19 protein-coding genes are annotated in these 22,267 nt (G+C 45.1%); 4 read left to right on the top strand and 15 right to left on the bottom strand.

Going from position 1 to position 22,267, the window contains the following annotated elements; all coding sequences use genetic code 11:
- The first annotated feature begins 327 nt into the window (after positions 1-327).
- Positions 328-1,404, top strand: coding sequence for an efflux RND transporter periplasmic adaptor subunit (locus ACQEXS_RS18345; protein ID WP_427014784.1), 1,077 nt, complete (start codon positions 328-330; stop codon positions 1,402-1,404).
- Positions 1,404-4,514 (top strand): vibriobactin export RND transporter permease subunit VexH, encoded by a 3,111-nt coding sequence (vexH, locus tag ACQEXS_RS18350; protein ID WP_427014785.1) that lies wholly within the window; start codon positions 1,404-1,406, stop codon positions 4,512-4,514. Before ACQEXS_RS18345 ends, vexH begins: the two co-directional genes overlap by 1 nt.
- A 56-nt stretch (positions 4,515-4,570) precedes the next feature.
- On the opposite strand, the gene ACQEXS_RS18355 is transcribed toward vexH, so the two are convergent.
- Positions 4,571-5,170 (bottom strand): YitT family protein, encoded by a 600-nt coding sequence (locus ACQEXS_RS18355; RefSeq protein WP_367988387.1) that lies wholly within the window; start codon positions 5,168-5,170, stop codon positions 4,571-4,573.
- A gap of 368 nt (positions 5,171-5,538) precedes the next feature.
- On the opposite strand from ACQEXS_RS18355, the gene glyA reads away from it, so the two are divergent.
- On the top strand, positions 5,539-6,789 hold the full coding sequence (glyA, locus tag ACQEXS_RS18360) for a serine hydroxymethyltransferase (RefSeq protein ID WP_367988388.1): 1,251 nt from the start codon (positions 5,539-5,541) through the stop codon (positions 6,787-6,789).
- 209 nt (positions 6,790-6,998) lie between these two features.
- On the opposite strand, the gene ACQEXS_RS18365 is transcribed toward glyA, so the two are convergent.
- The 13 genes from ACQEXS_RS18365 to leuS all read right to left on the bottom strand — a co-directional run bounded on the left by ACQEXS_RS18365 (position 6,999) and on the right by leuS (position 20,031).
- Positions 6,999-7,325: a hypothetical protein gene (locus ACQEXS_RS18365; RefSeq protein WP_367988389.1), complete on the bottom strand. Its 327-nt coding sequence runs from the start codon at positions 7,323-7,325 to the stop codon at positions 6,999-7,001.
- Between the two features lie 150 nt (positions 7,326-7,475).
- A complete protein-coding gene (lipA, locus tag ACQEXS_RS18370; RefSeq protein ID WP_367988390.1) occupies positions 7,476-8,441 on the bottom strand; it encodes a lipoyl synthase in 966 nt (321 codons plus the stop codon).
- Positions 8,438-9,100: a lipoyl(octanoyl) transferase LipB gene (gene lipB / locus ACQEXS_RS18375; protein WP_427011708.1), complete on the bottom strand. Its 663-nt coding sequence runs from the start codon at positions 9,098-9,100 to the stop codon at positions 8,438-8,440. The genes lipA and lipB overlap by 4 nt, the downstream gene beginning before the upstream one ends.
- Positions 9,101-9,276: 176 nt before the next feature.
- Positions 9,277-9,555 (bottom strand): DUF493 family protein YbeD, encoded by a 279-nt coding sequence (gene ybeD / locus ACQEXS_RS18380; RefSeq protein ID WP_367988392.1) that lies wholly within the window; start codon positions 9,553-9,555, stop codon positions 9,277-9,279.
- A 141-nt stretch (positions 9,556-9,696) separates the two neighbouring features.
- Positions 9,697-10,875 (bottom strand): serine hydrolase, encoded by a 1,179-nt coding sequence (locus ACQEXS_RS18385; protein WP_367988393.1) that lies wholly within the window; start codon positions 10,873-10,875, stop codon positions 9,697-9,699.
- A 90-nt stretch (positions 10,876-10,965) separates the two neighbouring features.
- Positions 10,966-11,796, bottom strand: coding sequence for a septal ring lytic transglycosylase RlpA family protein (locus ACQEXS_RS18390; RefSeq protein ID WP_427014786.1), 831 nt, complete (start codon positions 11,794-11,796; stop codon positions 10,966-10,968).
- A 3-nt stretch (positions 11,797-11,799) separates the two neighbouring features.
- Positions 11,800-12,921, bottom strand: a complete 1,122-nt coding sequence (rodA, locus tag ACQEXS_RS18395) for a rod shape-determining protein RodA (protein ID WP_367988395.1) — start codon at positions 12,919-12,921, stop codon at positions 11,800-11,802.
- Entirely contained in the window at positions 12,921-14,816 is a 1,896-nt protein-coding gene (gene mrdA, locus ACQEXS_RS18400; protein ID WP_367988396.1) for a penicillin-binding protein 2, read from the bottom strand. Before mrdA ends, rodA begins: the two co-directional genes overlap by 1 nt.
- Positions 14,817-14,822: 6 nt before the next feature.
- Positions 14,823-15,293 carry a 23S rRNA (pseudouridine(1915)-N(3))-methyltransferase RlmH gene (rlmH, locus tag ACQEXS_RS18405; RefSeq protein WP_427014787.1) on the bottom strand — a complete coding sequence of 157 codons (471 nt, stop codon included), beginning with the start codon at positions 15,291-15,293 and terminating at the stop codon, positions 14,823-14,825.
- A 3-nt stretch (positions 15,294-15,296) separates the two neighbouring features.
- Positions 15,297-15,614 (bottom strand): ribosome silencing factor, encoded by a 318-nt coding sequence (gene rsfS, locus ACQEXS_RS18410; protein WP_367988398.1) that lies wholly within the window; start codon positions 15,612-15,614, stop codon positions 15,297-15,299.
- A 49-nt stretch (positions 15,615-15,663) separates the two neighbouring features.
- The gene (holA, locus tag ACQEXS_RS18415; RefSeq protein WP_427014788.1) at positions 15,664-16,680 is read right to left on the bottom strand and encodes a DNA polymerase III subunit delta; all 1,017 of its coding nucleotides are present in this window, start codon (positions 16,678-16,680) and stop codon (positions 15,664-15,666) included.
- A gap of 12 nt (positions 16,681-16,692) precedes the next feature.
- Positions 16,693-17,343: an LPS assembly lipoprotein LptE gene (lptE, locus tag ACQEXS_RS18420; RefSeq protein WP_367988400.1), complete on the bottom strand. Its 651-nt coding sequence runs from the start codon at positions 17,341-17,343 to the stop codon at positions 16,693-16,695.
- Between the two features lie 114 nt (positions 17,344-17,457).
- Positions 17,458-20,031 carry a leucine--tRNA ligase gene (leuS, locus tag ACQEXS_RS18425; protein WP_427014789.1) on the bottom strand — a complete coding sequence of 858 codons (2,574 nt, stop codon included), beginning with the start codon at positions 20,029-20,031 and terminating at the stop codon, positions 17,458-17,460.
- A 144-nt stretch (positions 20,032-20,175) separates the two neighbouring features.
- Here leuS and ACQEXS_RS18430 point away from each other — a divergent pair, with 144 nt between their 5' ends.
- On the top strand, positions 20,176-20,646 hold the full coding sequence (locus ACQEXS_RS18430) for a zinc ribbon-containing protein (protein ID WP_427011714.1): 471 nt from the start codon (positions 20,176-20,178) through the stop codon (positions 20,644-20,646).
- A gap of 88 nt (positions 20,647-20,734) precedes the next feature.
- Here the strand turns inward: ACQEXS_RS18430 and lnt are convergent, their stop codons facing one another.
- On the bottom strand, positions 20,735-22,249 hold the full coding sequence (gene lnt / locus ACQEXS_RS18435; protein ID WP_367989142.1) for an apolipoprotein N-acyltransferase: 1,515 nt from the start codon (positions 22,247-22,249) through the stop codon (positions 20,735-20,737).
- Positions 22,250-22,267 lie beyond the last annotated feature (18 nt).

Raw genomic sequence — 22,267 nt, forward strand, 5'->3', positions numbered from 1 at the left:
CGAAGGCAGTGCCGGCAGATTTACAGTCTGCTCCCTTTGGCCACTCGGGAACCCCTCCAGGGTGTTTTTATACTTAACGAATGTTTTCCCAACACATCAATCAAGTGCGGAGCGCATCATAGCAAACTCGTCTCCGCTGTAAAGCGTTTTCTTGGCATTTTGAATCAAATGCTGCCTTTTTGGACAAAGATGTCAGGAAGTAACCATTTTATATTGTCGAATTGCTAATTACACTTACAGTTTATTGCTCGGTCTTTACATTCCTTGACGTTATTTAGACCAATTAGCGAATACAATACGAATAGTATTTCATGCCAGATAATCATTATGAAACAGACTTTTACATTAGGTGTACTGCTTTTCTCTCTTTTTTCCGTGGCACCAAGTGCTTATGCGGCAAGACCGGGTGGAAATACCGCTATTACTGTCGTCACTGAACAAGTACAAACTCATCAGGTTTCTCAATCTTTAACTTTGGTTGGGAAGCTGGAAGCAGAGCAATCCGTCATGATTGCTCCGGAAGTTGCAGGTAAAGTGGAAAAAATTGCAGTCAAAGCAAACCAAGACGTGCAAAAAGGGCAGCTTTTAATTCAATTAGATGATGATAAAGCAAAGGCAGCAGTGGCTGAAGCGAAAGCCTATCTCAGTGATGAGCAGCGTAAGCTGAAAGAGTTTCAGCGCTTAGTGAAACGCAACGCAATTACGCAAACGGAAATCGATGCGCAAAAAGCGAGTGTTGCGATTGCACAAGCGCGATTGGATGCGGCAAACGCAAATTTGAACGATCTCCATATCAGAGCACCGTTTTCGGGCACAGTCGGTTTCATTGATTTCAGTCGCGGCACTTTAGTCAGCGTTGGTTCGGATTTGCTCACACTGGATGATCTTTCGGTGATGCAGCTTGACCTACAAGTACCTGAGCGTTATTTGTCGATGCTTTCAAAAGGCATGGCCGTTGTCGCTACCAGCAGCGCTTGGGGTGAGCAGATTTTTATGGGAAAAGTTGTGGGTGTCGATTCACGCATCAATCGTGAGACGCTTAACCTGCGTGTACGAATCCATTTCCCTAATGATGAGGGGCTGTTAAAACCGGGAATGTTAGTCTCATCAACCTTAGCTTTTCCTCCTATTGAAGCGCCAATTATTCCGGTTCAAGCTCTCGAGTACTCCGGGACTAAGCGTTATGTCTATGTCGTTAATGCCGAAGGGGTTGCCAAGCGCAGCGAAGTACTCCTTGGGGCCCGTATCGATAACCAAGTGGTGATCAACCAAGGTTTGGAAATTGGTGACAAAATTGTCGTGCAGGGAATCGTTAATATGCGTGATGGCGCGAAAGTCACTGAGTTAGGCAAAGACGGTCGCCCTGTGCAGTCCAAAGCTTCTGAACAAGAAGGGGTGAACTGATGTGGTTATCTGACGTATCCGTCAAACGACCTGTTGCCGCAGTCGTATTGAGCTTGCTGCTGTGCGTGTTTGGTTTTGTCTCGTTCACCAAACTGGCTGTACGTGAAATGCCAGATATTGAAAATCCCGTCGTTTCGATCAGTACGCGTTATCAAGGGGCGTCGGCGACCATTATTGAAAGTCAGATCACCTCGGTTCTGGAAGAACAGCTTTCTGGCATCAGTGGCATTGATGAGATCACCTCCACGACGCGTAATAGCATGTCGCGAATTATGATCACTTTCGAACTTGGGTATGATTTAAACACCGGAGTTAGTGATGTACGTGATGCAGTTGCACGTGCTCAGCGCTCCTTGCCTGATGAAGCGGACGATCCCATCGTCTATAAAAATAATGGTTCAGGTGAGGCCTCGCTCTATATCAACCTTAGTTCGTCTGAGATGGACCGAACGCAGCTAACCGACTACGCTGAGCGTGTATTGATGGACAGGTTCAGTTTATTAACTGGGGTGAGCTCGGTTGATATTTCTGGTGGCCTATACAAAGTTATGTACGTTAAGTTGAAGCCAGAGTTAATGGCAGGGCGGGGCGTGACGGCATCTGATATTACTTCAGCACTACGCAACGAAAATATTGAAAGCCCAGGCGGTGAAGTGCGTAACGACCAAATCGTGATGTCTGTTCGTACTGCTCGTAGCTACAATCAACCAGAAGATTTTGATTATTTAGTGGTGAAACGTGCCAGTGATGGTTCGCCAATCTATTTAAAGGATGTCGCTGATGTCTACATCGGTGCAAAAAACGAAAACTCGACCTTTAAGAGTGATGGTGTCGTGAACGTAAGCTTGGGCGTTGTACCGCAATCAGATGCAAATCCACTTGAGGTTGCGTCTCTGGTTCATGCTGAAGTGGATAAAATTCAGAAGTTCTTACCTGAGGGAACGCGTCTCGCCATCGATTATGACTCAACTGTGTTTATTGAGCGGTCGATTGCAGAAGTCTACAGCACCTTATTTATTACTGGTGGTTTGGTGATTCTGGTTCTGTATATTTTCATTGGCCAAGCACGAGCAACGTTGATCCCGGCAGTAACGGTGCCTGTTTCTTTGATTTCTTCATTCATTGCCGCTTACTACTTTGGTTTTTCTATCAACCTGATCACCTTGATGGCGCTGATTCTATCGATTGGCTTAGTGGTTGATGATGCTATTGTTGTGGTCGAGAACATTTTCCACCACATCGAACAAGGCGAAAAGCCATTATTAGCCGCTTATAAAGGCGCTCGTGAGGTTGGTTTTGCGGTTATCGCAACCACACTTGTTTTGGTGATGGTGTTTCTACCTATCTCGTTTATGGATGGCATGGTTGGGCTGCTATTTACGGAGTTTTCTGTTTTGTTGGCGATGTCAGTGATTTTCTCATCGCTGATCGCGCTGACATTGACCCCTGTACTGGGCAGTAAAATTCTAAAAGCGAATGTAAAGCCAAACCGCTTTAATCAGTTTGTCGATAAACTCTTTTCTAAGCTTGAAACGGGTTATCGTCAGGTTTTGAAGTTGGCGCTACGTGCCAAGTGGTTAGCTCCGTTGATCATTTTGGCTTGTATTGGTGGTAGTTATGGGCTGATGCAACAGGTTCCGGCTCAGTTAACCCCTTCAGAAGACCGCGGTGTGATTTTTGCCTTTGTTCGTGGGGCCGACGCCACCAGTTACAATCGAATGTCAGCAAACATGGATATTGTTGAAGATCGCTTAATGCCGCTATTAGGGCAAGGTTTCCTTAAGTCATTCAGTATTCAGTCACCTGCTTTTGGTGGTAATGCGGGAGACCAGACCGGATTTGTCATCATGATCCTAGATGACTGGAATGAACGCGATGTAACAGCACAGCAAGCTTTAGGTGAGGTGCGTAAGGCGCTAGCTGGCATACCTGATGTTCGTGTCTTCCCATTTATGCCCGGATTCCGTGGTGGTTCAAGCGAGCCAGTTCAGTTTGTTCTCGGTGGCTCAGATTACGATGAACTGAAAACTTGGGCGGAGAAACTCGAAACTCTGGCTGAAGCTTCTCCTTATATGGAAGGTGCAGACATCAACTATTCTGAGAAAACACCTGAATTGGTTGTTTCTGTCGACAAACAGCGCGCTGCAGAGCTTGGTATTAGTGTTGCTGATATTTCGGATACGCTAGAGATCATGCTCGGCGGTAAGAGTGAAACCACGTATGTGGAACGTGGTGAAGAATACGATGTCTATCTGCGTGGGGATGAAAACCATTTCAATAATGCGGCGGATTTGAGCCAGATCTACATGCGCACCACTTCGGGAGAATTGGTCACGCTGGATGCGGTGACCAAAATTGAGGAAGTCGCCTCATCGATTCGTCTCTCGCACTACAATAAACAGAAGTCGATTACCGTAACCGCAAACTTGTCGGATGGTTACACCCTTGGTGAGGCTTTAGACTACTTAGATGAACAAGCGATCGAGTTGCTGCCGGGGGATATTTCGGTGAGTTACTCTGGTGAATCGAAAGATTTTAAAGAAAATCAATCAAGTGTTGCGGTTGTGTTTGCTTTAGCTTTGCTGGTGGCATACTTAGTGCTCGCGGCGCAATTTGAGAGTTTTGTGAACCCATTAGTGGTGATGTTCACTGTTCCGATGGGAGTCTTTGGTGGCTTCTTAGGGTTATTTGTGATGAGCCAAGGCCTCAACATCTATAGCCAAATCGGTATGATCATGCTGATTGGTATGGTAACTAAAAATGGCATCCTTATTGTCGAGTTTGCCAACCAGCTGCGTGACCGAGGATTTGAGTTTGAAACTGCTATTGTAAATGCTTCTGCACGTCGCTTGCGTCCAATTCTGATGACGGCGTTTACAACGCTTGCAGGTTCGATTCCGCTAATCCTCTCAACTGGGGCAGGCTACGAGAGTCGCGTCGCGGTAGGTACTGTGATTTTCTTTGGGATGGGCTTTGCTACTTTGGTGACTTTGTTTGTGATACCAGCGATGTACCGTTTGATTTCATCAGGTACTCGTTCACCAGGCCATGTTGAAGCTGAGTTGAATGAAGAGCTAAGTCATGATGTGAAAGCGCGAATTTCACACTAAACCACAAATAATAAAGCCCGCTTTCAAGCGGGCTTTTTACATCGAGTTATTCGGTATTAGCCGTAGTTGACCGTGTAGCGGGTTGGCTTGTGGTTCATGGCTAATACGAGGTTGAGCAAGATGGCACCCAATACCGATAATCCAATAATCATAGGGGAAACAAAGAAGAACGAAGCGGCTAAGATACAGCAATCAATAACAAGCTGAGATTTTCCGACAGAAATCCCCGTTTTGTCTTGTATGAATAGACAGAGTACATTGAATCCACCAAGGCTTGAGCGGTGGCGAAATAAGATCAACATTCCCAGCCCCATAAGTAGGCCACCGGCGAGTGCGCAGTAGATCTCGTTGACAGTTTCCAGTTTGATCACTAAATAAAGGTGATCGGCAAAAATGGAAACTAATGCACCAGAAATCGCGCTATTGAAGGCAAAACGTGCACCAAAGCGTTTCCACGCGAGTAAATAGAATGGGCTGTTAATGAGAAAATAGAGTAAACCAAACGATAAAACGCCGGATTGACTGACCAAAAGTGCCAATCCTGCGGTGCCTCCAGTCAACAGCTCTGCGGATTGCAGGAAAAAAACACCTTGTGCGACCAAAAATGTCCCTGTCAGTATTGCGATCCAATCTTCTTTTCTTGAGTGCTTTTCCATCAAATAAAAATAAACTAATCAATAATTGCCTGCATAGTAGGGAAAAGATGACATTTTCGGTAGCTTGAGAGGTCAAATTAAGGTAAACCTATGTAATTATCGATTTACAGGGTGTAAAGGATGAAGTTGACACTTGTGGTGCCTGCTTTCCACAAACAAAAGTGTCATCATGAAAGCCCTTGTTGTTTAATATGAAGAAACTGCATAGAGAAATGTGCAATTTTCTCTTTATGACCTAGATCAAATTATGTAGAATGCGCGTCATTAGCTTGATGCAAACGTTTGCGTGGATGGTTTTGCGTAGATTAATGGGTCATAAGCCAGTTTTTTTTGCAACTTTCAGTACAAATCTGAGTCAGGAGATACAGATGCTTAAGCGTGATATGAACATCGCAGATTACGATGCGGAACTGTTCGCAGCAATCCAAGAAGAAACTCTTCGCCAGGAAGAACACATCGAACTTATCGCTTCTGAAAACTACACAAGCCCACGTGTAATGGAAGCGCAAGGTTCTCAGCTAACCAACAAATACGCTGAAGGTTACCCAGGCAAGCGTTACTACGGTGGTTGTGAGTACGTTGATAAAGCAGAAGCTCTTGCAATTGACCGCGCATGTAAACTGTTTGGCTGTGAATACGCTAACGTACAGCCACACTCAGGTTCTCAAGCAAATAGCGCAGTTTACATGGCGTTGCTAAATCCTGGCGATACCGTGTTAGGTATGAGCCTAGCGCACGGTGGTCACTTGACACATGGTTCTCCAGTGAACTTCTCAGGTAAGCACTACAACGTTATTCCTTACGGCATCGATGAAGCTGGCCAAATCAACTACGACGAGATGGAAGCATTAGCGCTTGAGCACAAGCCTAAAATGATCATCGGTGGTTTCTCTGCTTACTCTCAAATCGTCGATTGGGCTCGCATGCGCGAAATCGCAGACAAAGCGGGCGCTTACCTGTTTGTCGATATGGCACACGTAGCGGGTTTGATTGCGGCAGGTGAATACCCAACACCAGTTCCACATGCTCACATTGTGACAACCACAACGCACAAAACGCTAGCGGGACCACGTGGTGGCCTGATCCTGTCTAATGCTGGCGAAGAGATGTACAAAAAATTGAACTCAGCGGTATTCCCTGGCGGCCAAGGTGGCCCGCTAATGCACGTTATCGCAGGTAAAGCTGTGGCGTTCAAAGAAGCAATGGAGCCTGAATTCAAAGCGTACCAAGCACGCGTAGTGAAAAATGCGAAAGCAATGGTTGGTCAATTCCAAGAGCGTGGTTATAAAATCGTTTCTAACGGTACTGAGAACCACTTGTTCCTTGTTGACCTAATCGACAAAGATATTACAGGTAAAGATGCTGACGCAGCACTAGGTGCAGCAAACATCACAGTAAACAAAAACTCTGTACCAAATGATCCACGTAGCCCGTTTGTTACTTCTGGTATCCGTGTTGGCACACCAGCAATCACGCGCCGCGGTTTCACTGAAGAAGATGCGAAAGCGTTAGCAAACTGGATGTGTGATGTGCTAGATAACATCGGCAACGAGGAAGTTATCGAAGCAACGAAAGCAAAAGTGCTTGAGATCTGTAAACGTCTACCAGTTTACGCATAATTTATCTTGGTAGAGTGAAGCGAACTTCGGCGTCGAATATACTCATTTGCTCACGCAAACTTCGTGTATTCTTCTTGAAATTCACTCATCTACTTTGAAAATTGTTAAAAGCTCCATCATTTGATGGAGCTTTATTTTTATTCGAATCTAGCCTAGTAAAACAAAAAGGTTGATGTTTTCACATCAACCTTTTTATTGTGGTATTCAGCTTACTTTGAAATGCTGAGGAGCGTGCCTGACTTACACTGGAATTGGTAGTATTTGCGGCTTTCGTTGAACTTGCCTAGGCCCTCACCATCGCAGTAATCAATGTTGATATCACGCATGATCTCTAGCGTCTTTTCTGTAGTCAGAGCAAATTTAGAGCCGTCGGCACATACGATGCGCACACGACCATCATCGCTAACAGAGTAGATATTCACTTCCGTATTACACAGTTCAAAAGAGGCTTCGCGATAGTTGTCTTGCTGTGTATTTGAAGAACACCCTGCCATTAACGCTGCAGTGGCAATAGCCAGAAAAGCGAGTTTTTTCATATTATTATTCCTTAATTGTCAGCATTCATCCTGAACGGATACCTGCATATAACCGTTAGCCTATAAAATCCGGCTCATCCAAGCAAGTGTTTCACTTAAAACAAAAGGGCTAATCAAAGATCAGCCCTTTTAGTTACGATATTAAGCAGATTACTTCACTTCGATACCTTGTGCTTGCATATCAGCATGGTAAGAAGAACGGACAAATGGTCCACATGCTGCGTGGGTGAAACCAAGTTCTAATGCAATGTCTTTCAGCTCATCGAATTCAGAAGGTGGAACGTAGCGTTCTACTGGTAAATGGTGACGGCTTGGTGCGAGGTATTGGCCTAGGGTCAGCATGGTTACGCCATGTGCACGAAGATCTTTCAGTACTTCGACGATTTCTTCTTTTGTTTCACCAAGACCCATCATCAGACCTGACTTAGTCGGTACATTTGGATGCTGTTCTTTGAATTTTTGCAGCAATTGTAGTGACCACTTGTAGTTCGCACCAGGGCGAGCTTTCCGGTACAGACGAGGTGCTGTTTCTAGGTTGTGGTTGAAAACATCTGGCGGATTGTCTTTCATCAGATCAAGTGCCACATCCATACGACCACGGAAGTCAGGAACCAAAGTTTCAATCTTGATGTGAGGATTGAGTTCGCGGATTTCGCGGTTACAGTTAGCGAAGTGCTCTGCACCGCCATCACGTAAGTCATCACGGTCAACGGAAGTGATGACTACATACTTAAGTTTCATGTCTGCGATGGTTTTCGCTAGCTTTTTCGGTTCTTCAGCTTCAACAGGAAGCGGACGACCATGAGCAACGTCACAGAACGGGCAACGGCGAGTACAGATCGCGCCAAGGATCATGAAAGTAGCCGTACCGTGGTTAAAACACTCAGCAAGGTTAGGGCAAGATGCTTCCTCACAAACCGAATGCAGTTGGTTCTTGCGCATGGCGGATTTGATGTCTTGAATACGCTGGCTATCTGCTGGCAACTTAATTTTCATCCAGTCAGGCTTGCGCAGGACTTCTTTTTGCTCTGTTGGCATATTCTTTACGGGAATTAGTGCCATTTTATCAGCGTCACGATATTTAACGCCTTTTTCCATTTGGATTGGTTTGCTCATGCTTCTTTACCTACAACAGGTGCTTCAGTGCTGTATTCAATATGCTCGTAACTAAGTAGTGCAACGAGTTCTTTGATTAATTGTTGTTCTACGATATCTACGCTATCAGGGCCGCCAAGTTGGCTGACTTGAACCATTTCCATTCCTGCGTAGCCGCAAGGGTTTATACGCAGAAAAGGGGAGAGATCCATATTTACATTCAAGGCCAGTCCGTGGAAAGAACAGCCTTTACGGATCCTTAACCCAAGAGAACAGATTTTTTTACCATCGACATAGACACCGGGTGCATCAGGGCGTGCTGCTGAGTCGATGTTGTACGTTTTCAGAGTATTGATCACTAGGTTTTCAATATGAGTAACCAGATCCCTTACTCCAAGTTTTTTCCGACGGAGATTAATCAAAAAGTAGGCAACTAACTGGCCAGGGCCATGGTATGTGACTTGGCCACCACGATCACTCTGAACCACCGGGATATCTCCGGTATTTAATAGGTGCTCAGCTTTACCGGCCTGGCCTTGAGTGAAAACTGGGTTGTGTTCTACAAGCCAGACTTCATCGCTGGTTTCTTCTGTACGATGGTCAGTAAAGTCGTGCATCGCTTGCCAAACAGGTAGGTAATCTTGTCTTCCTAACCTTTTGACAACAAGCTGGTTTGGCATTCTTTATCTCTACGTCGCTTAATAAAGTTTTCAGATTATAAACTGCTTCGTGATAATGAACTATATACGGGTAACACATTTTTAACCCTTCAGTTCACAAGTGTTTTTTATCTGTTTGATAAATAAAAAGAAAGCAGCTTTCGCTGCTTTCAAAAAAATTTTAATAATTAAATTTTTTATAGAACCATACGAACGATATCGATCTCACCCAGTTCTTTGTAAAGGGTTTCTACTTGCTCGATTGACGTTGCGGTAATGTTAATTGATACCGAGTGGTAATTCCCTTTTGCACTTGGTTTCACTGTAGGGCTGTAATCACCAGGTGCATGGCGTTGAATTACTTCAAGCACTTTCTCTGGTAGCTCAGGTTTTGCATAACCCATTACCTTGTAGGTAAACGAACAAGGGAACTCAAGCAGGTCTTTAAGCTTTGCATCTGAGTTAATAGTCAGCATATTGAAAACTCCAAGTTGGAAAATCTGTTTAGCAGCGCGGAATAGTACTGCCTATCGAGTTGGATCTCAAGAGCAGGCTCTTTGCGCTAGAAGTAAAAAAAGCCGCATAATACGCGGCTTTTTGAAAGAGAGGGTTCAGAATTAAAAGAAGCTTTTGAATAGAAGCTTGATGTAATCCCATAGGCGGCTAAATAGGCTGCCTTCTTCAACATCTTCCAGTGCAAGTAGTGGGTATTCTGCTACGTCTTCACCGTCTAATTGATAGTATAGCTTACCAACTACATCGCCTTTCTTCAGCGGAGCTTCTAGTTCTTTCTCAAGTACGAAGCTGGCTTTCAATTTCTTCGCTTGACCACGAGGCAAGGTAACGTAAGTGTCCTGATCTAAACCTAGCGCAACAGTGTCTTTGTCACCCATCCAGATTTTTTCATCCACAAAGGTTTGACCTGCTTTGTGTGGTGCAACGGTTTCGAAGAAGCGGAAACCGTAGCTCAGAAGCTTTTTACTTTCCGATTTACGAGCGTTTGCACTCTTCGTTCCCATCACGACAGCAACAAGACGCATTTGGCCTTCAGTTGCTGAGCTAACTAAGCTGTAACCAGCGTTGCTAGTGTGACCGGTTTTGATACCATCAACGTTCATGCTCTTATCCCAAAGCAAGCCGTTACGGTTGTATTGAGTAATGCCGTTGTAGGTAAACTTCTTCTCGGAATAGATACGGTACTCTTCAGGAACATCGCGGATGAGTGCTGCACCCAGCTTCGCCATATCATATGGTGTTGAGTATAGATTTGGGTTATCTAAACCATGTACGTTGGCAAAATGCGTGTTTGTCATACCAATGGTATCAGCCCACGCATTCATGAGATCAACAAACGCATCTTCAGAACCAGCGATGTGTTCAGCCATCGCTACACAAGCATCGTTACCTGATTGGATGATGATGCCGCGGTTAAGATCTTTGACTTTAACTGTTGTTCCCACTTCCACAAACATTTTTGAAGAGTCAGGGAAGTTCTTCGCCCAAGCGTTACGGCTGATAGTAACATCATCTTCAGAAGTAATGTTGCCGCGAGCAAGCTCTTGGCCAATGACGTAACTGGTCATCATTTTGGTTAAACTTGCAGGAGAAAGCTTAGTATTAGCTTCCTTTTCAGCAAGAATTTTCCCTGAATGGTAGTCGATTAGCACATAGCCTTTCGCTGCGATCTGTGGAGGATCTGGCACAACGGTCGGGGAAGCGAATGCGGATGAAGCGAACGTCGCAGAAATAGCGATAGAGGACGCGAAAATATTTTTAAGAAGCGTTGTTTTTTTCATGTTGAATACAAGTTTTTCGTTAACTGCCCATATCTTAACAGAAACAATCGCTCAAACCAGTAGGGGAGTACTCCCACACTGGATTGAGGACTACTGCGTTTTAATAAATGCGCTGGAGTAACCCAGAACTTTAACCTGTTCTAACGTCTTTTGCGTCAGCATATAGTCATCAAATGGCCCTAAGAACACTCGATGAGCTTTTTTATTGCTGTTGACGTAGCTTTGCACAGATAGCTTCTGACCAAGATTTTGCGCTAAAGTTCGCACACGGTCTTCATATTGTGAAGAAACTACCTGAATAACATATTTAGGAATGGCTTTCTTTTTGTGTGCCGCGGTGGGCTTATTGACGGTAATCACCTCAATTTCAACGTTGGCAGTTCCCGTCTTTAGTACATCAAGCTTGGTTGCGGCAGCATAGCTCAAGTCTATAATACGACCAGGGTGGAATGGGCCACGGTCGTTAACACGAACCACTGTGCTTTTGCCGTTATCTAAATTTGTCACCTTTACAAAGCTTGGTAACGGCAGCGTTTTATGCGCAGCAGTCATCGAGTACATGTCGTAAACTTCGCCGTTTGACGTCAGGTGGCCATGAAACTTTTTACCATACCAAGACGCTTTACCACGCTCTTTGTAGCCTTTTGCATCAGAGACTATTTTGTAATGTGAGCCTCGCAAGGTGTAGTTTTTGTTTCCGCCACGACTATAAGGTTCAAACTGTGGTGATACCTCTTCAATGTGTTCGACGGAAATCGGTTTTTCAGGGGCAACGTCTTGAGCCAGTTTATAGCGGCTTTTAGGCTCAGAAGGCTGAGTTACAGTGGTGCTTTTTTCAGTCTCTTTTTCCTCCGGTGTGGAGGAACATCCAGCCAAAATACCAGTAATAAAAGAAGCTAGGATGAAGTGTTTTACGTTCATGAATTAAGTTGCCTTTGAAAACGCTTTTCGGTGAGTGTGAATCGACATCAAGATGCCAAAGCCAGCCATCAAGGTGACCATTGAAGTGCCACCATAACTGATTAATGGTAGCGGTACGCCAACAACAGGTAAAATCCCACTCACCATGCCGATATTTACAAATACGTAGACGAAAAAGCTTAATACGATACTGCCAGCCATCATTCGGCCAAATGCAGTTTGGGCTTTACTCGCCAAATAGAGACCGCGACCAATAATAAACAGGTACAGACTAAGTAGCAGCAAGATACCAATGAGTCCCCATTCTTCTGCGATGACCGCAAAAATAAAGTCAGTATGGCGCTCTGGAAGAAATTCGAGCTGTGACTGAGTGCCTTGCATCCAGCCTTTACCTGAAATCCCCCCAGATCCAATAGCGATTTTACTTTGAATGATATGGTATCCAGCTCCGAGAGGATCGGACTCAGGGTTAAACAGGGTTCGAACACGAACTTTCTGATATTCGCGCATGAGGAAGAACCATAGGATTGGCAAAAATGCTCCGAGAGCACACGCGGCACTGAAGATGATTTTCCAGCTGATACCTGCAAGAAAAATAACAAAGATACCAGACGCTGCAATCAGGATTGAGGTACCTAAGTCAGGTTGTTTTGCGATCAAAATAGTGGGTACAAAGACCAATACTAGCGAGATCACTAAAGTTTGAAATGTGGGAGGAAGTGAACGCTTACCAATAAAACGAGCGACCATTAAAGGCACGGCAAGTTTGAGTAACTCTGAGGGTTGGAATCGTACAAAACCAAGATTGAGCCAGCGTTGAGCACCTTTTGAGGCTTCACCAAAAAAGAGCACGCCCAGTAATAAGAGTACCCCTGCGAAGAACATGAGCGGTGCAAGCGTTTCATACGTTCTTGGGGGAACTTGCGCCAGAATGACCATGACGCCAAGCGCCATTCCCATGCGTAATGCTTGTCTATCCATCATTGCGAAGTTTTGACCACTGGCACTATACATGACCATTAAGCCAAACCCCATTAACACCAAAATGCCAAGTAGCATCGGTAAATCAATATGAAAGCGCTCAAACAGAGCGCGATTCTGGCCAGTTGCTGGATCGAAGTCCATTATTTGCTCGCCTCTTGTTGTTCTGTCGATTCATCTAATAAATAGTGATCGAACACTTTTCTTACCACTGGGGCACCATGACTAGAACCACCACCAGCGTTTTCAAGTACGATGGTTACTACTAACTTCGGATCTTTTAGTGGGGCAAAGCCAGTAAACAACGCATGATCGCGTAGGTGTTCTGCGAGTTCGTCGGCATTGTATTCCTCATCTTCACCGAGGCCAAAGACCTGTGCCGTTCCCGATTTGCCGCCACTGACGTACTTCGTATCTTTAAACGAGCGCCGTGCAGTGCCTTTTTTACCGTGGTTAACTAAGCGCATCCCATCGATGGCAATATCCCAGTAGCGTTCAGGTACGCCAGTAATAGGTGGATAGGTTTCAACGTCAGACAGTTGCTGCTTTTCAAATAACTCGCCATTTTTGATCGTTGCACGCAACAAGTGAGGAGCAACCACTTCACCTCGGTTGACTAAAACTGAGGTCGCTTTTGCAATTTGCATTGGCGTAGCTGTCCAATAACCTTGACCGATACCAACCGGAATCGTATCACCTTGATACCAAGGAACGCGGTGGCGCGCCATTTTCCACTCTCGAGTTGGCATATTGGCTTTGCTTTCTTCAAAGATATCAATGCCGGTGTAGTCACCAAAACCAAACATCATCATCCAGCGAGAGATGCGGTCAATCCCCATGTCATAAGCGACTTGATAGAAGAAGGTATCAACAGACTCTTCAATGGATTTTGTGATATTCACTTTACCGTGTCCCCAGCGGAGCCAGTCTCGGAATGGTTTGGTTTTCGAATTTGGTATCTTCCAGTAACCGGGATCATTTCGAGTGGTGTACGGTGTGATCACGCCTTCTTGCAATGCAGCAACAGCCATAAAAGGTTTAATCGTGGATGCTGGTGGATAGATTCCTAATGTGGCGCGGTTGACGAGGGGACGGTCTTTGTTATTAAGAAGAGCGCTGTATGCCTTGCCAGAAATTCCATGAACGAAGGCGTTTGGATCATAGCTTGGGCTCGATACCATCGCCAATACACCATTGTCTTTTGGATCGAGAACAACGGCGCTGCCTCTGCGGTTATCAAGCAATTTATGGACATAAAGCTGCAACTCGATGTCTAAATTAAGCACAATATCTTTGCCCGGGATCGGTGGGACATATTTTAGTGTGCGGATAATGCGCCCACGGCTGTTGACTTCGACTTCTTGATAGCCTGCAGTGCCGTGTAGTAGATCTTCGTAATAACGTTCAATACCAAGTTTGCCGATATCACGAGTCGCTTGGTAGTTCGCGTCTTTTTCTTCACGGATCAGTCGCTGCATGTCACGATCATTAATTCTTGATACGTAACCAATCACGTGAGTCAGCACTTCACCATATGGGTAGTAGCGCTTTAAGGCTGCGCCAACAGACACACCGGTAAAGCGGTGTTGATTAACGGAAAACTTAGCAACTTGCTCTTGTGTAAGCTGAGTTAAAATCGGGACAGATTTGAATCGACGAGTTTGACGACGCTCTTTTTGAAAGCGTTCAACTTGCTCCGGAGTGATTTCTAAGATTTTTTGTAGCTCGGCAATGGTTTCATCCATGTTTTTGATTTTTTCTGGGATGATTTCCAAGCTAAATACTGGGCGGTTTTCCGCAAGCAACACGCCGTTTCGGTCATAGATCAGACCGCGGTTAGGGGCCAATGGTACGACTTTAATTCGGTTGTCGTTAGAGCGAGTTTTATAATCTTGATACTGATTGATTTGAATGTTGTACAGGTTAGCAATCAGTACGCCCATCATGGCAATAATACCGAGGAAAGCGACAACAGCACGACTGCGAAACAGTCGTGCTTCTTCTTGGTAGTCCCTTATTTGGCTACGCTTTCTTAACATCTACGTTTATTCTCGATGGTACGGGTGGTTAGCAGTGATGCTCCACGCACGGTACAAGCTTTCTGCCATCACAATACGAACCAGTGGGTGAGGCAATGTTAATGGGGAAAGCGACCAACTTTGATCAGCAGCAGCTTTACATGCGGGGGCCAAGCCTTCCGGTCCGCCAATTAAAATCGAAACATCTCGGCCATCTAATTTCCATGACTCCAGTTGTTGCGCTAATTGAGGGGTATCCCATTTGCGACCTGGGATATCGAGAGTAACAATTCGGTTGCCTTTTGGCACCGCTGCCAACATCGCTTCGCCTTCTTTTTGCAGTATTCTTGCAATATCAGCGTTTTTTCCGCGTTTCCCCGCGGTGATTTCAATCAGCTCAAGGGGCATGTCGTGAGGAAAACGGCGGCGATACTCTTGGAATCCTTCTTCGACCCATTTCGGCATTTTCGTGCCAACCGCGATAAGCTGGATTTTCATCACTTAGCTCCACAGTTTCTCGAGCTGGTACATTTCACGATGTTCTTCTTGCATCACATGTACTATGGTTGTCCCCATATCAACAACAACCCATTCACCTTCCGTTTCACCATCGATCGCAAGTGGTGCCATACCCGCGCCCTTCGCTTCTCTGGCTACATGATCCGCAATGGAGGCAACGTGGCGTTTAGATGTTCCTGTACAGACAATCATGTAATCAGTGATGCTGGATTTTCCCTGAACATCGAGAGTGACAATATCTTGGGCTTTCATATCGTCTACTTTGTCTGCCAAAAAGTCATTTAATTCTTCACGTAGCAAGGTGAGTTCCTCTATTCGGTTTATTTAGGGCGGCGCAGTATAGCATGCATTAATGTAATTGCACTTCAGGCATACAGAGTTCAAGGCTGAGTTGGTGTAATTGTGGCCAACTGCTTTGCTCATATTGTGTTTTCGCTTGTAGCTCGATCTGTGTAAGCAAGCGAATAAGCGTTTGTAATTTCTTCAAGTTTAAGCGATTTAATGCAGCAGAATATAAAGGCCGTTTGGATTGCCAGATCCGGTGACTTTCAAAGATCTGAGCAAGAGAGCTTTGCTGACTCTGTTGCTTCATCTGGATAAGAAGGAGCAGCTCTTTTTGTATGGTACGAATGAGTATGACATCTTCCGTACCTTCCGCTTCCAGTTGTCGCAGTATTCGTTGAGAACGCTTTGCTTTGCCAGCCAATAATGCATCACTCCAATGAAAAGGTGTGTAGTGGTTATGGCGGCTTAACGATTCTTCAAGACGAACTAGTGTTAATTGACCATCGGGGTACAGTAAGGCGAGCTTTTCTAAGCTTTGGGATAAGGCAAATAGGTTACCCTCATGCCATTGCGCTAACATTTGTACGGCTTCGTTATCTGGTTGCAGGTTTAGGGCTCGGCAACGTGCCTGTACAAATTGGGGCAGGCGGTGTAATTCCGGGGTTAAACAGCTTACCCAAGTCCCTTTAGCACTCAGCGCTTTAAACCATTTGCTGTTTTCTTGTGCTTTGGTCAATTTAGTACCAATTAACACAAAGAGGATATCGTCATGCAACACATCTGCCAGATTAACAAGTTCTTTAGCGATGGCAGCATTAACACCAGACTCTGGCAACTCCAGTTCGATTAACTGCCGAGAAGAGAATAAGCTTAACGCTTGGCAGCAATCGTAAACCTCATTCCAATCAAAGCTAGCATCAATACCAAATCGGTGTCTTTCTTCGAAACCTTGGCTTAAAGCTTGTTGTTGAATAGCCTGACGAGACTCTTGTATCAGCAATGGTTCATTGCCAAACAGCAGGTAAACACCGTGTAACTGTTTGGCAAGTTGTTCATTCAGACGGTCAGCGTAAACTCGCATTGATACCTCTTATTACTGGCCGTTTGCCGTCTCTGAGCTTACTGCTTGAGGATTCGAGACTTGCGGAAGCTCTCCCTCAACGGTTTTGATGCGGTATTGTTCTTCTGCGCCTTGAATTTGTTGCTGTTCCAGTTCTGCTTGCTGCATTTCGTTTGCCGTAATATCTGCTTTTAAGCGCGCCATTTGACGAATGATCTGCGTTGCAGCCAGCTTACGCATCTCGTCTTCGATCATGTCACGTTCTACCGATTTCGCTAATGCAGTTAATGGGTTATCTAGATAGCTACGGGTAACGCTGGTTGAGAAGGTTTTTGTTCCTAGTTCTGGAATAGTGACTCGATAAGATGCTCGGAATGTCAGCTCTTTCTCCGCTGCTCGTGTATTTTGATAAAGAGATAGTGTGCGTTCACCCACGCCTTCACCTAATAGGTGTAAGCTCGGCGTATTCGAAGATGGTGGCACAATGTTGATATCGTTAATGCGCAGTTGAGCTTTGACCATACGTGTAAAATCACTGTATTGGTCATAACTGGTGACAGACAAATTATCGAGCTCTTCCGGAATAGAGTAGTCCCCGCGTAAATGGAAACCACATGCCGTTAGCATACTTGCTGCAAGTACTACGCTAGCAAGTTTAAGGGAAGAAATAGAAAATAAACGCATTGTCTGAGGACTCTCTGTTTTCGAAATACTTATCTTATGGCTCTATCGCAGGCATAAAATCATAAGATAAGTAAAGCAGGGCATAGGCCCTGCTTAAGACCAAGTATGTAACGATTAGTTCGCTACGATATTCAGAAGTTTGCCCGGTACGTAAATCACTTTACGGATGGTTTTATCTTCTGTGAATTTGGTGACGTTTTCATCGTTTAGACCGAGTGCTTCGATATCTTCTTTAGAAATATCAGCTGGTACTGTTAGCTTCGCACGTAGCTTACCGTTAACTTGAACTACGATAGTTTTCTCGTCTTCAACAAGCGCTTTCTCGTCGAATGTTGGCCATGTTGCATTATCAATGTCTGATTCACCAAGCACAGTCCACAGTTCGTAAGAGATATGCGGAGTGATTGGGTAAAGCATTGCAACGACCGCTTTTAGTGCTTCATCAAGGATTGCACGATCTTGCGCAGAGTCTTGAGGCGCTTTCGCTAGCTTGTTCATCAGTTCCATGATTGCAGCAATTGCAGTGTTGAACGTTTGACGGCGAGCGATATCGTCAGTCACTTTGGCGATAGTCTTGTGAACGTCACGGCGAAGAGCTTTTTGGTCGCTAGACAGTGCTGAAGTGTCTACAGCTTCTGCTGCGCCCTTTGATGCGTGCTCGTTCACTAGCTTCCACACACGTTTCAGGAAGCGGTTTGCACCTTCAACGCCAGACTCTTGCCACTCAAGTGTCATGTCTGCAGGAGATGCAAACATCATGAATAGACGTACTGTATCAGCACCGTATTTGTCTACCATTTCTTGCGGGTCGATACCGTTGTTCTTCGACTTAGACATCTTGATCATGCCTGAGTGTGTTACGTCACGGCCTTCGTTGTCTTTCGCAGAAGTGATGCGGCCTTTACCGTCACGTTCTACAGCAACGTCAGTCGGAGCAACCCACTCTTTACCGCCTTTGTCGTTCTCGAAGTAGAACGCATCCGCCAGAACCATGCCTTGACATAGAAGCTGCTTGAACGGCTCGTCAGACGTTACGTAACCTGCGTCACGTAGTAATTTGTGGAAGAAACGAGAGTACAGTAGGTGCATACAAGCGTGCTCGATACCACCAATGTACTGGTCTACTGGTAGCCAGTAGTTTGCTTTTTCTGGATCTAGAATGTCGTCAGCTTGTGGTGAACAGTAACGAGCGTAGTACCAAGAAGACTCCATGAACGTATCGAATGTATCTGTTTCACGTAGAGCAGGTTCGCCGTTGAATGTTGTCTTCGCCCATTCTTTATCTGCTTTGATTGGGCTAGTAACGCCATCCATTACCACGTCTTCTGGAAGGATTACTGGTAGTTGGTCAGCTGGTACTGGGTGAACTTCACCGTCTTCAGTCGTTACCATAGGGATTGGCGCACCCCAGTAACGCTGACGAGATACACCCCAGTCACGTAGACGGAAGTTAACTGTCTTAGTACCTTTGCCTTCAGCTTCTAGTTTCGCCGCGATTGCATCGAACGCTGCTTGGAATTCAAGACCATCGAACTCACCTGAATCGAACAGTACACCTTTCTCGGTGTATGCTTCTTCAGCAACGTTTAGCTCGCTGCCGTCAGCTGGCTTGATCACAGGGATGATGTCTAGGCCGTACTTAGTTGCAAACTCAAAGTCACGTTGATCGTGTGCAGGTACTGCCATTACAGCGCCTGTTCCGTAGTCCATCAGTACGAAGTTAGCGACAAATACTGGTACTTCACGACCATTCAATGGGTGAATAGCAGTAAGGCCAGTCGCCATACCTTTCTTCTCCATTGTCGCAAGCTCAGCTTCCGCTACTTTGTTGTTCTTACACTCGTCGATGAACGCTGCAAGCTCTGGGTTGTTCTTTGCTGCTACTGCTGCTAGAGGGTGACCTGCTGCGATACCTACGTAAGTCACACCCATTAGCGTGTCTGGACGTGTTGTGTAAACTTCTAGGTCTTGTTGACCTTTAACTTCGAACTTAAGCTCAACACCTTCAGAGCGACCGATCCAGTTGCGCTGCATGGTCTTAACCATTTCAGGCCAACCGTCTAGGTTATCTAGATCGTCTAGTAGCTCTTGAGCGTATTCAGTGATCTTAATGAACCACTGTGGAATTTCTTTTTGCTCTACAGGTGTGTCACAGCGCCAGCAGCAGCCGTCTTCAACCTGTTCGTTTGCCAGAACAGTTTGGTCATTTGGACACCAGTTAACTGAAGAGGTCTTCTTGTACACTAGGCCTTTGTTGTAAAGCTTAGTGAAGAATTCTTGTTCCCAACGGTAATATTCAGGTGTACAAGTTGCGAACTCACGGTTCCAGTCGTAACCAAAACCTAGCAATTTCAGCTGGTTTTTCATGTACTCGATGTTTTCGTATGTCCAAGGTGCAGGTGCTGTGTTGTTTTTCACCGCTGCGTTTTCTGCAGGTAGGCCAAATGCATCCCAACCAATTGGTTGCATTACATTTTTACCTTGTAGACGTTGGAAACGAGAGACTACATCACCGATGGTGTAGTTGCGCACGTGACCCATGTGCAGTCGACCACTTGGGTATGGGAACATGGATAGACAGTAGAATTTTTCTTTATTTGGGTCTTCACTTACAGCAAAGGTCTTGCTGTTGTCCCAGTGCTGTTGAACTTTCTGTTCAATATCTTGCGGGTTGTATTGCTCTTGCATCGATGATATCCGGTTATCTTGGAAATTGTGAGTTCAGTTAGAACAGACATTAATAGATCGTCATAGAATACCTAAAGGAGAGGAGCACAACAATAGGCTCAGCCAGATAATCAAATCCTAATACATCAGGTTATGGAGGTGGGTATGCCAAAACGCAAAGCAGGTTATGAGGAAGTTTTTGACGATGTTGTTGAAGCACTAAAACACAGCCCGGATGAAGTAAACCATGTTTTGGAAACATCAGGTAAGGTTGTGGAAGCGGCCAATGATATGACGAAAGACGAACTGTCTTTAATTTCCGCCTATGTTAAATCAGACTTGAAAGAGTTTGCGGATAGTTATGAAGAGTCCAAAAGTGGGCCTTTCTATTTGATGGTTGCGGATTCTATCTGGCAAGGATTATTGGAGATCACCGACAGAACCAAAGTGGAGTGGGTTGAATTGTTTTCAGATTTGGAACATCAAGGTTTGTATGAAGCGGGAGAAGTGATTGGTTTAGGGACGTTGGTGTGTGATGAGTGTGGCCACAAGACACAATATAATCATCCAACCGTGATCATTCCATGCACCAAGTGTGGTCATAAAGGCTTTAGCCGCGTTGCTCTTAAACCTTAAATCAGATGTGCCGATAGATTATCAGAGACGAATATGCCTTTGTTGCATTAAGAAAAGGGTTGGTTTAATCACCAACCCTTTTGGTTTTTTAGCTTATCTTCCTTAAACGCCAACCTATCAGTAGGCTCAGAACTACCCAGATATATAGTGGCCAAGTGCCATATCTGTAATATGGTGTTTGACCATCCGTTGAGACAACGTTCACTCTAAGCACTTCCGTTTCAAACTGTGGAACCTGTTTAATTACGTGGCCTTGATAGTCGGTTACTGCGGTGACGCCATTATTTGTAGAACGGATCACTGGCTTTCCTAACTCAAGCGCACGCATTCTGGCAATTTCCATATGTTGTAATGGTCCAATTGAACGGCCAAACCATGCGTCGTTAGATAACGTCAGAATAAAATCGGTATCTTCTGTGAGATTTCTTCTCAGTTGCTCATTAAAAATAATTTCATAACAAAGTGCAGGAGCCATATGGCGTCCGCTTGCAACGATGTTTGGTTGCACAAAGTCACCGCTACTGAATGAAGACATAGGCAAATTAAAGAACGGAGCAATTGGACGCAGAATTGATTCAAACGGTACAAATTCACCAAAAGGGAGAAGGTGATGTTTGTGGTAGCGTTGATTCATATCATACTGGTAATCCCCATAAGGCGTCTGACCAAGCGTTAGAATGCTATTGTAGAACTTGCGATCTTCGCCTTGGTTGACGACTCCAGTAATAACAGTACTACCATTCATTTTGGCGGCTGAATCGAGGTTCTTTAAGTATGCTGACAACTCATATTCAAAAGCAGGTATGGCGGCTTCTGGCCAAATGATGACATCGGCATCCCAGTTTTCCCGGGTGAGATCAGTGTATTTCATGATGGTTGGCCAGCGTTCGCTCGGTAACCATTTCTTCGCTTGGTCAATATTGCCTTGGATTAAGGCAATGGAGGTGGTGCTTTCAGGGTTTGGTTGAACCCAACTGACGGCTCTTAAGCCAAAGCCCGTAGCAAGGATCACTGCGGGAATGAGTAAGTTAATCCACTGCTTGTTTAGTATGGTGTAAGCCAGAGCAGCATTAATGATGATGACAAAGAGTGTTAGAAGTTCAACACCGCCAATAGGGGCAAAATTAGCAAGAGGGCTATCTATTTGGCTATAACCGAGCCAAAGCCAAGGGAAGCCTGTCATTACCCAACCGCGCAACCAGTCTGCGATTAACCAAAGTGCTGGTGCCGCTAAGAAAAAGCGAGTTTTGTGGTTGGATGGAAAAAATCGATTGAGTGTCCAGCTAAATAAGGCGCTATAAATGGCTAGGTAGCCAATCAACAGAGCCATTAAAAAAACGCTGGCAATTTTTGGCATACCACCGAAATTATCGATACTAACGTGTACCCAACTGACTCCGGTAGCAAATTGGCCAATACCCCAAGCATAACCAATCCATAGTGCTTGTTTAGCAGATTGCTTATGCAGTAACAGAAGCAGCAAAGCGGGAGAAAAAAGTGCAATTGGCCAGAGTTGAAAAGGGGCAAATGCTAAAGTGGTTAAAGCGCCAACAAAAGCGGCCGCTAAGGGCCGCTTGAGGCGATGAACTAAGTTATTTTTCATCATTATTTTTATTATGTC

It is taken from the genome of Vibrio sp. TRT 17S01, assembly GCF_050113695.1.
Classification (GTDB): Bacteria; Pseudomonadota; Gammaproteobacteria; order Enterobacterales; family Vibrionaceae; genus Vibrio.

Coding starts and splice junctions, on each gene's coding strand:
- ACQEXS_RS18365 (WP_367988389.1), bottom strand. CDS start 7,325: ATGAAAAAACTCGCTTTTCTGGCTATTGCCACTGCAGCGTTAATGGCA.
- mrdA (WP_367988396.1), bottom strand. CDS start 14,816: ATGTTAAGAAAGCGTAGCCAAATAAGGGACTACCAAGAAGAAGCACGA.
- vexH (WP_427014785.1), top strand. CDS start 1,404: ATGTGGTTATCTGACGTATCCGTCAAACGACCTGTTGCCGCAGTCGTA.
- ybeD (WP_367988392.1), bottom strand. CDS start 9,555: ATGCTGACTATTAACTCAGATGCAAAGCTTAAAGACCTGCTTGAGTTC.
- ACQEXS_RS18430 (WP_427011714.1), top strand. CDS start 20,176: ATGCCAAAACGCAAAGCAGGTTATGAGGAAGTTTTTGACGATGTTGTT.
- ACQEXS_RS18385 (WP_367988393.1), bottom strand. CDS start 10,875: ATGAAAAAAACAACGCTTCTTAAAAATATTTTCGCGTCCTCTATCGCT.
- lipA (WP_367988390.1), bottom strand. CDS start 8,441: ATGAGCAAACCAATCCAAATGGAAAAAGGCGTTAAATATCGTGACGCT.
- lipB (WP_427011708.1), bottom strand. CDS start 9,100: ATGCCAAACCAGCTTGTTGTCAAAAGGTTAGGAAGACAAGATTACCTA.
- ACQEXS_RS18345 (WP_427014784.1), top strand. CDS start 328: ATGAAACAGACTTTTACATTAGGTGTACTGCTTTTCTCTCTTTTTTCC.
- ACQEXS_RS18390 (WP_427014786.1), bottom strand. CDS start 11,796: ATGAACGTAAAACACTTCATCCTAGCTTCTTTTATTACTGGTATTTTG.
- ACQEXS_RS18355 (WP_367988387.1), bottom strand. CDS start 5,170: ATGGAAAAGCACTCAAGAAAAGAAGATTGGATCGCAATACTGACAGGG.
- lnt (WP_367989142.1), bottom strand. CDS start 22,249: ATGAAAAATAACTTAGTTCATCGCCTCAAGCGGCCCTTAGCGGCCGCT.
- rodA (WP_367988395.1), bottom strand. CDS start 12,921: ATGGACTTCGATCCAGCAACTGGCCAGAATCGCGCTCTGTTTGAGCGC.
- lptE (WP_367988400.1), bottom strand. CDS start 17,343: ATGCGTTTATTTTCTATTTCTTCCCTTAAACTTGCTAGCGTAGTACTT.
- rlmH (WP_427014787.1), bottom strand. CDS start 15,293: ATGAAAATCCAGCTTATCGCGGTTGGCACGAAAATGCCGAAATGGGTC.
- glyA (WP_367988388.1), top strand. CDS start 5,539: ATGCTTAAGCGTGATATGAACATCGCAGATTACGATGCGGAACTGTTC.
- leuS (WP_427014789.1), bottom strand. CDS start 20,031: ATGCAAGAGCAATACAACCCGCAAGATATTGAACAGAAAGTTCAACAG.
- holA (WP_427014788.1), bottom strand. CDS start 16,680: ATGCGAGTTTACGCTGACCGTCTGAATGAACAACTTGCCAAACAGTTA.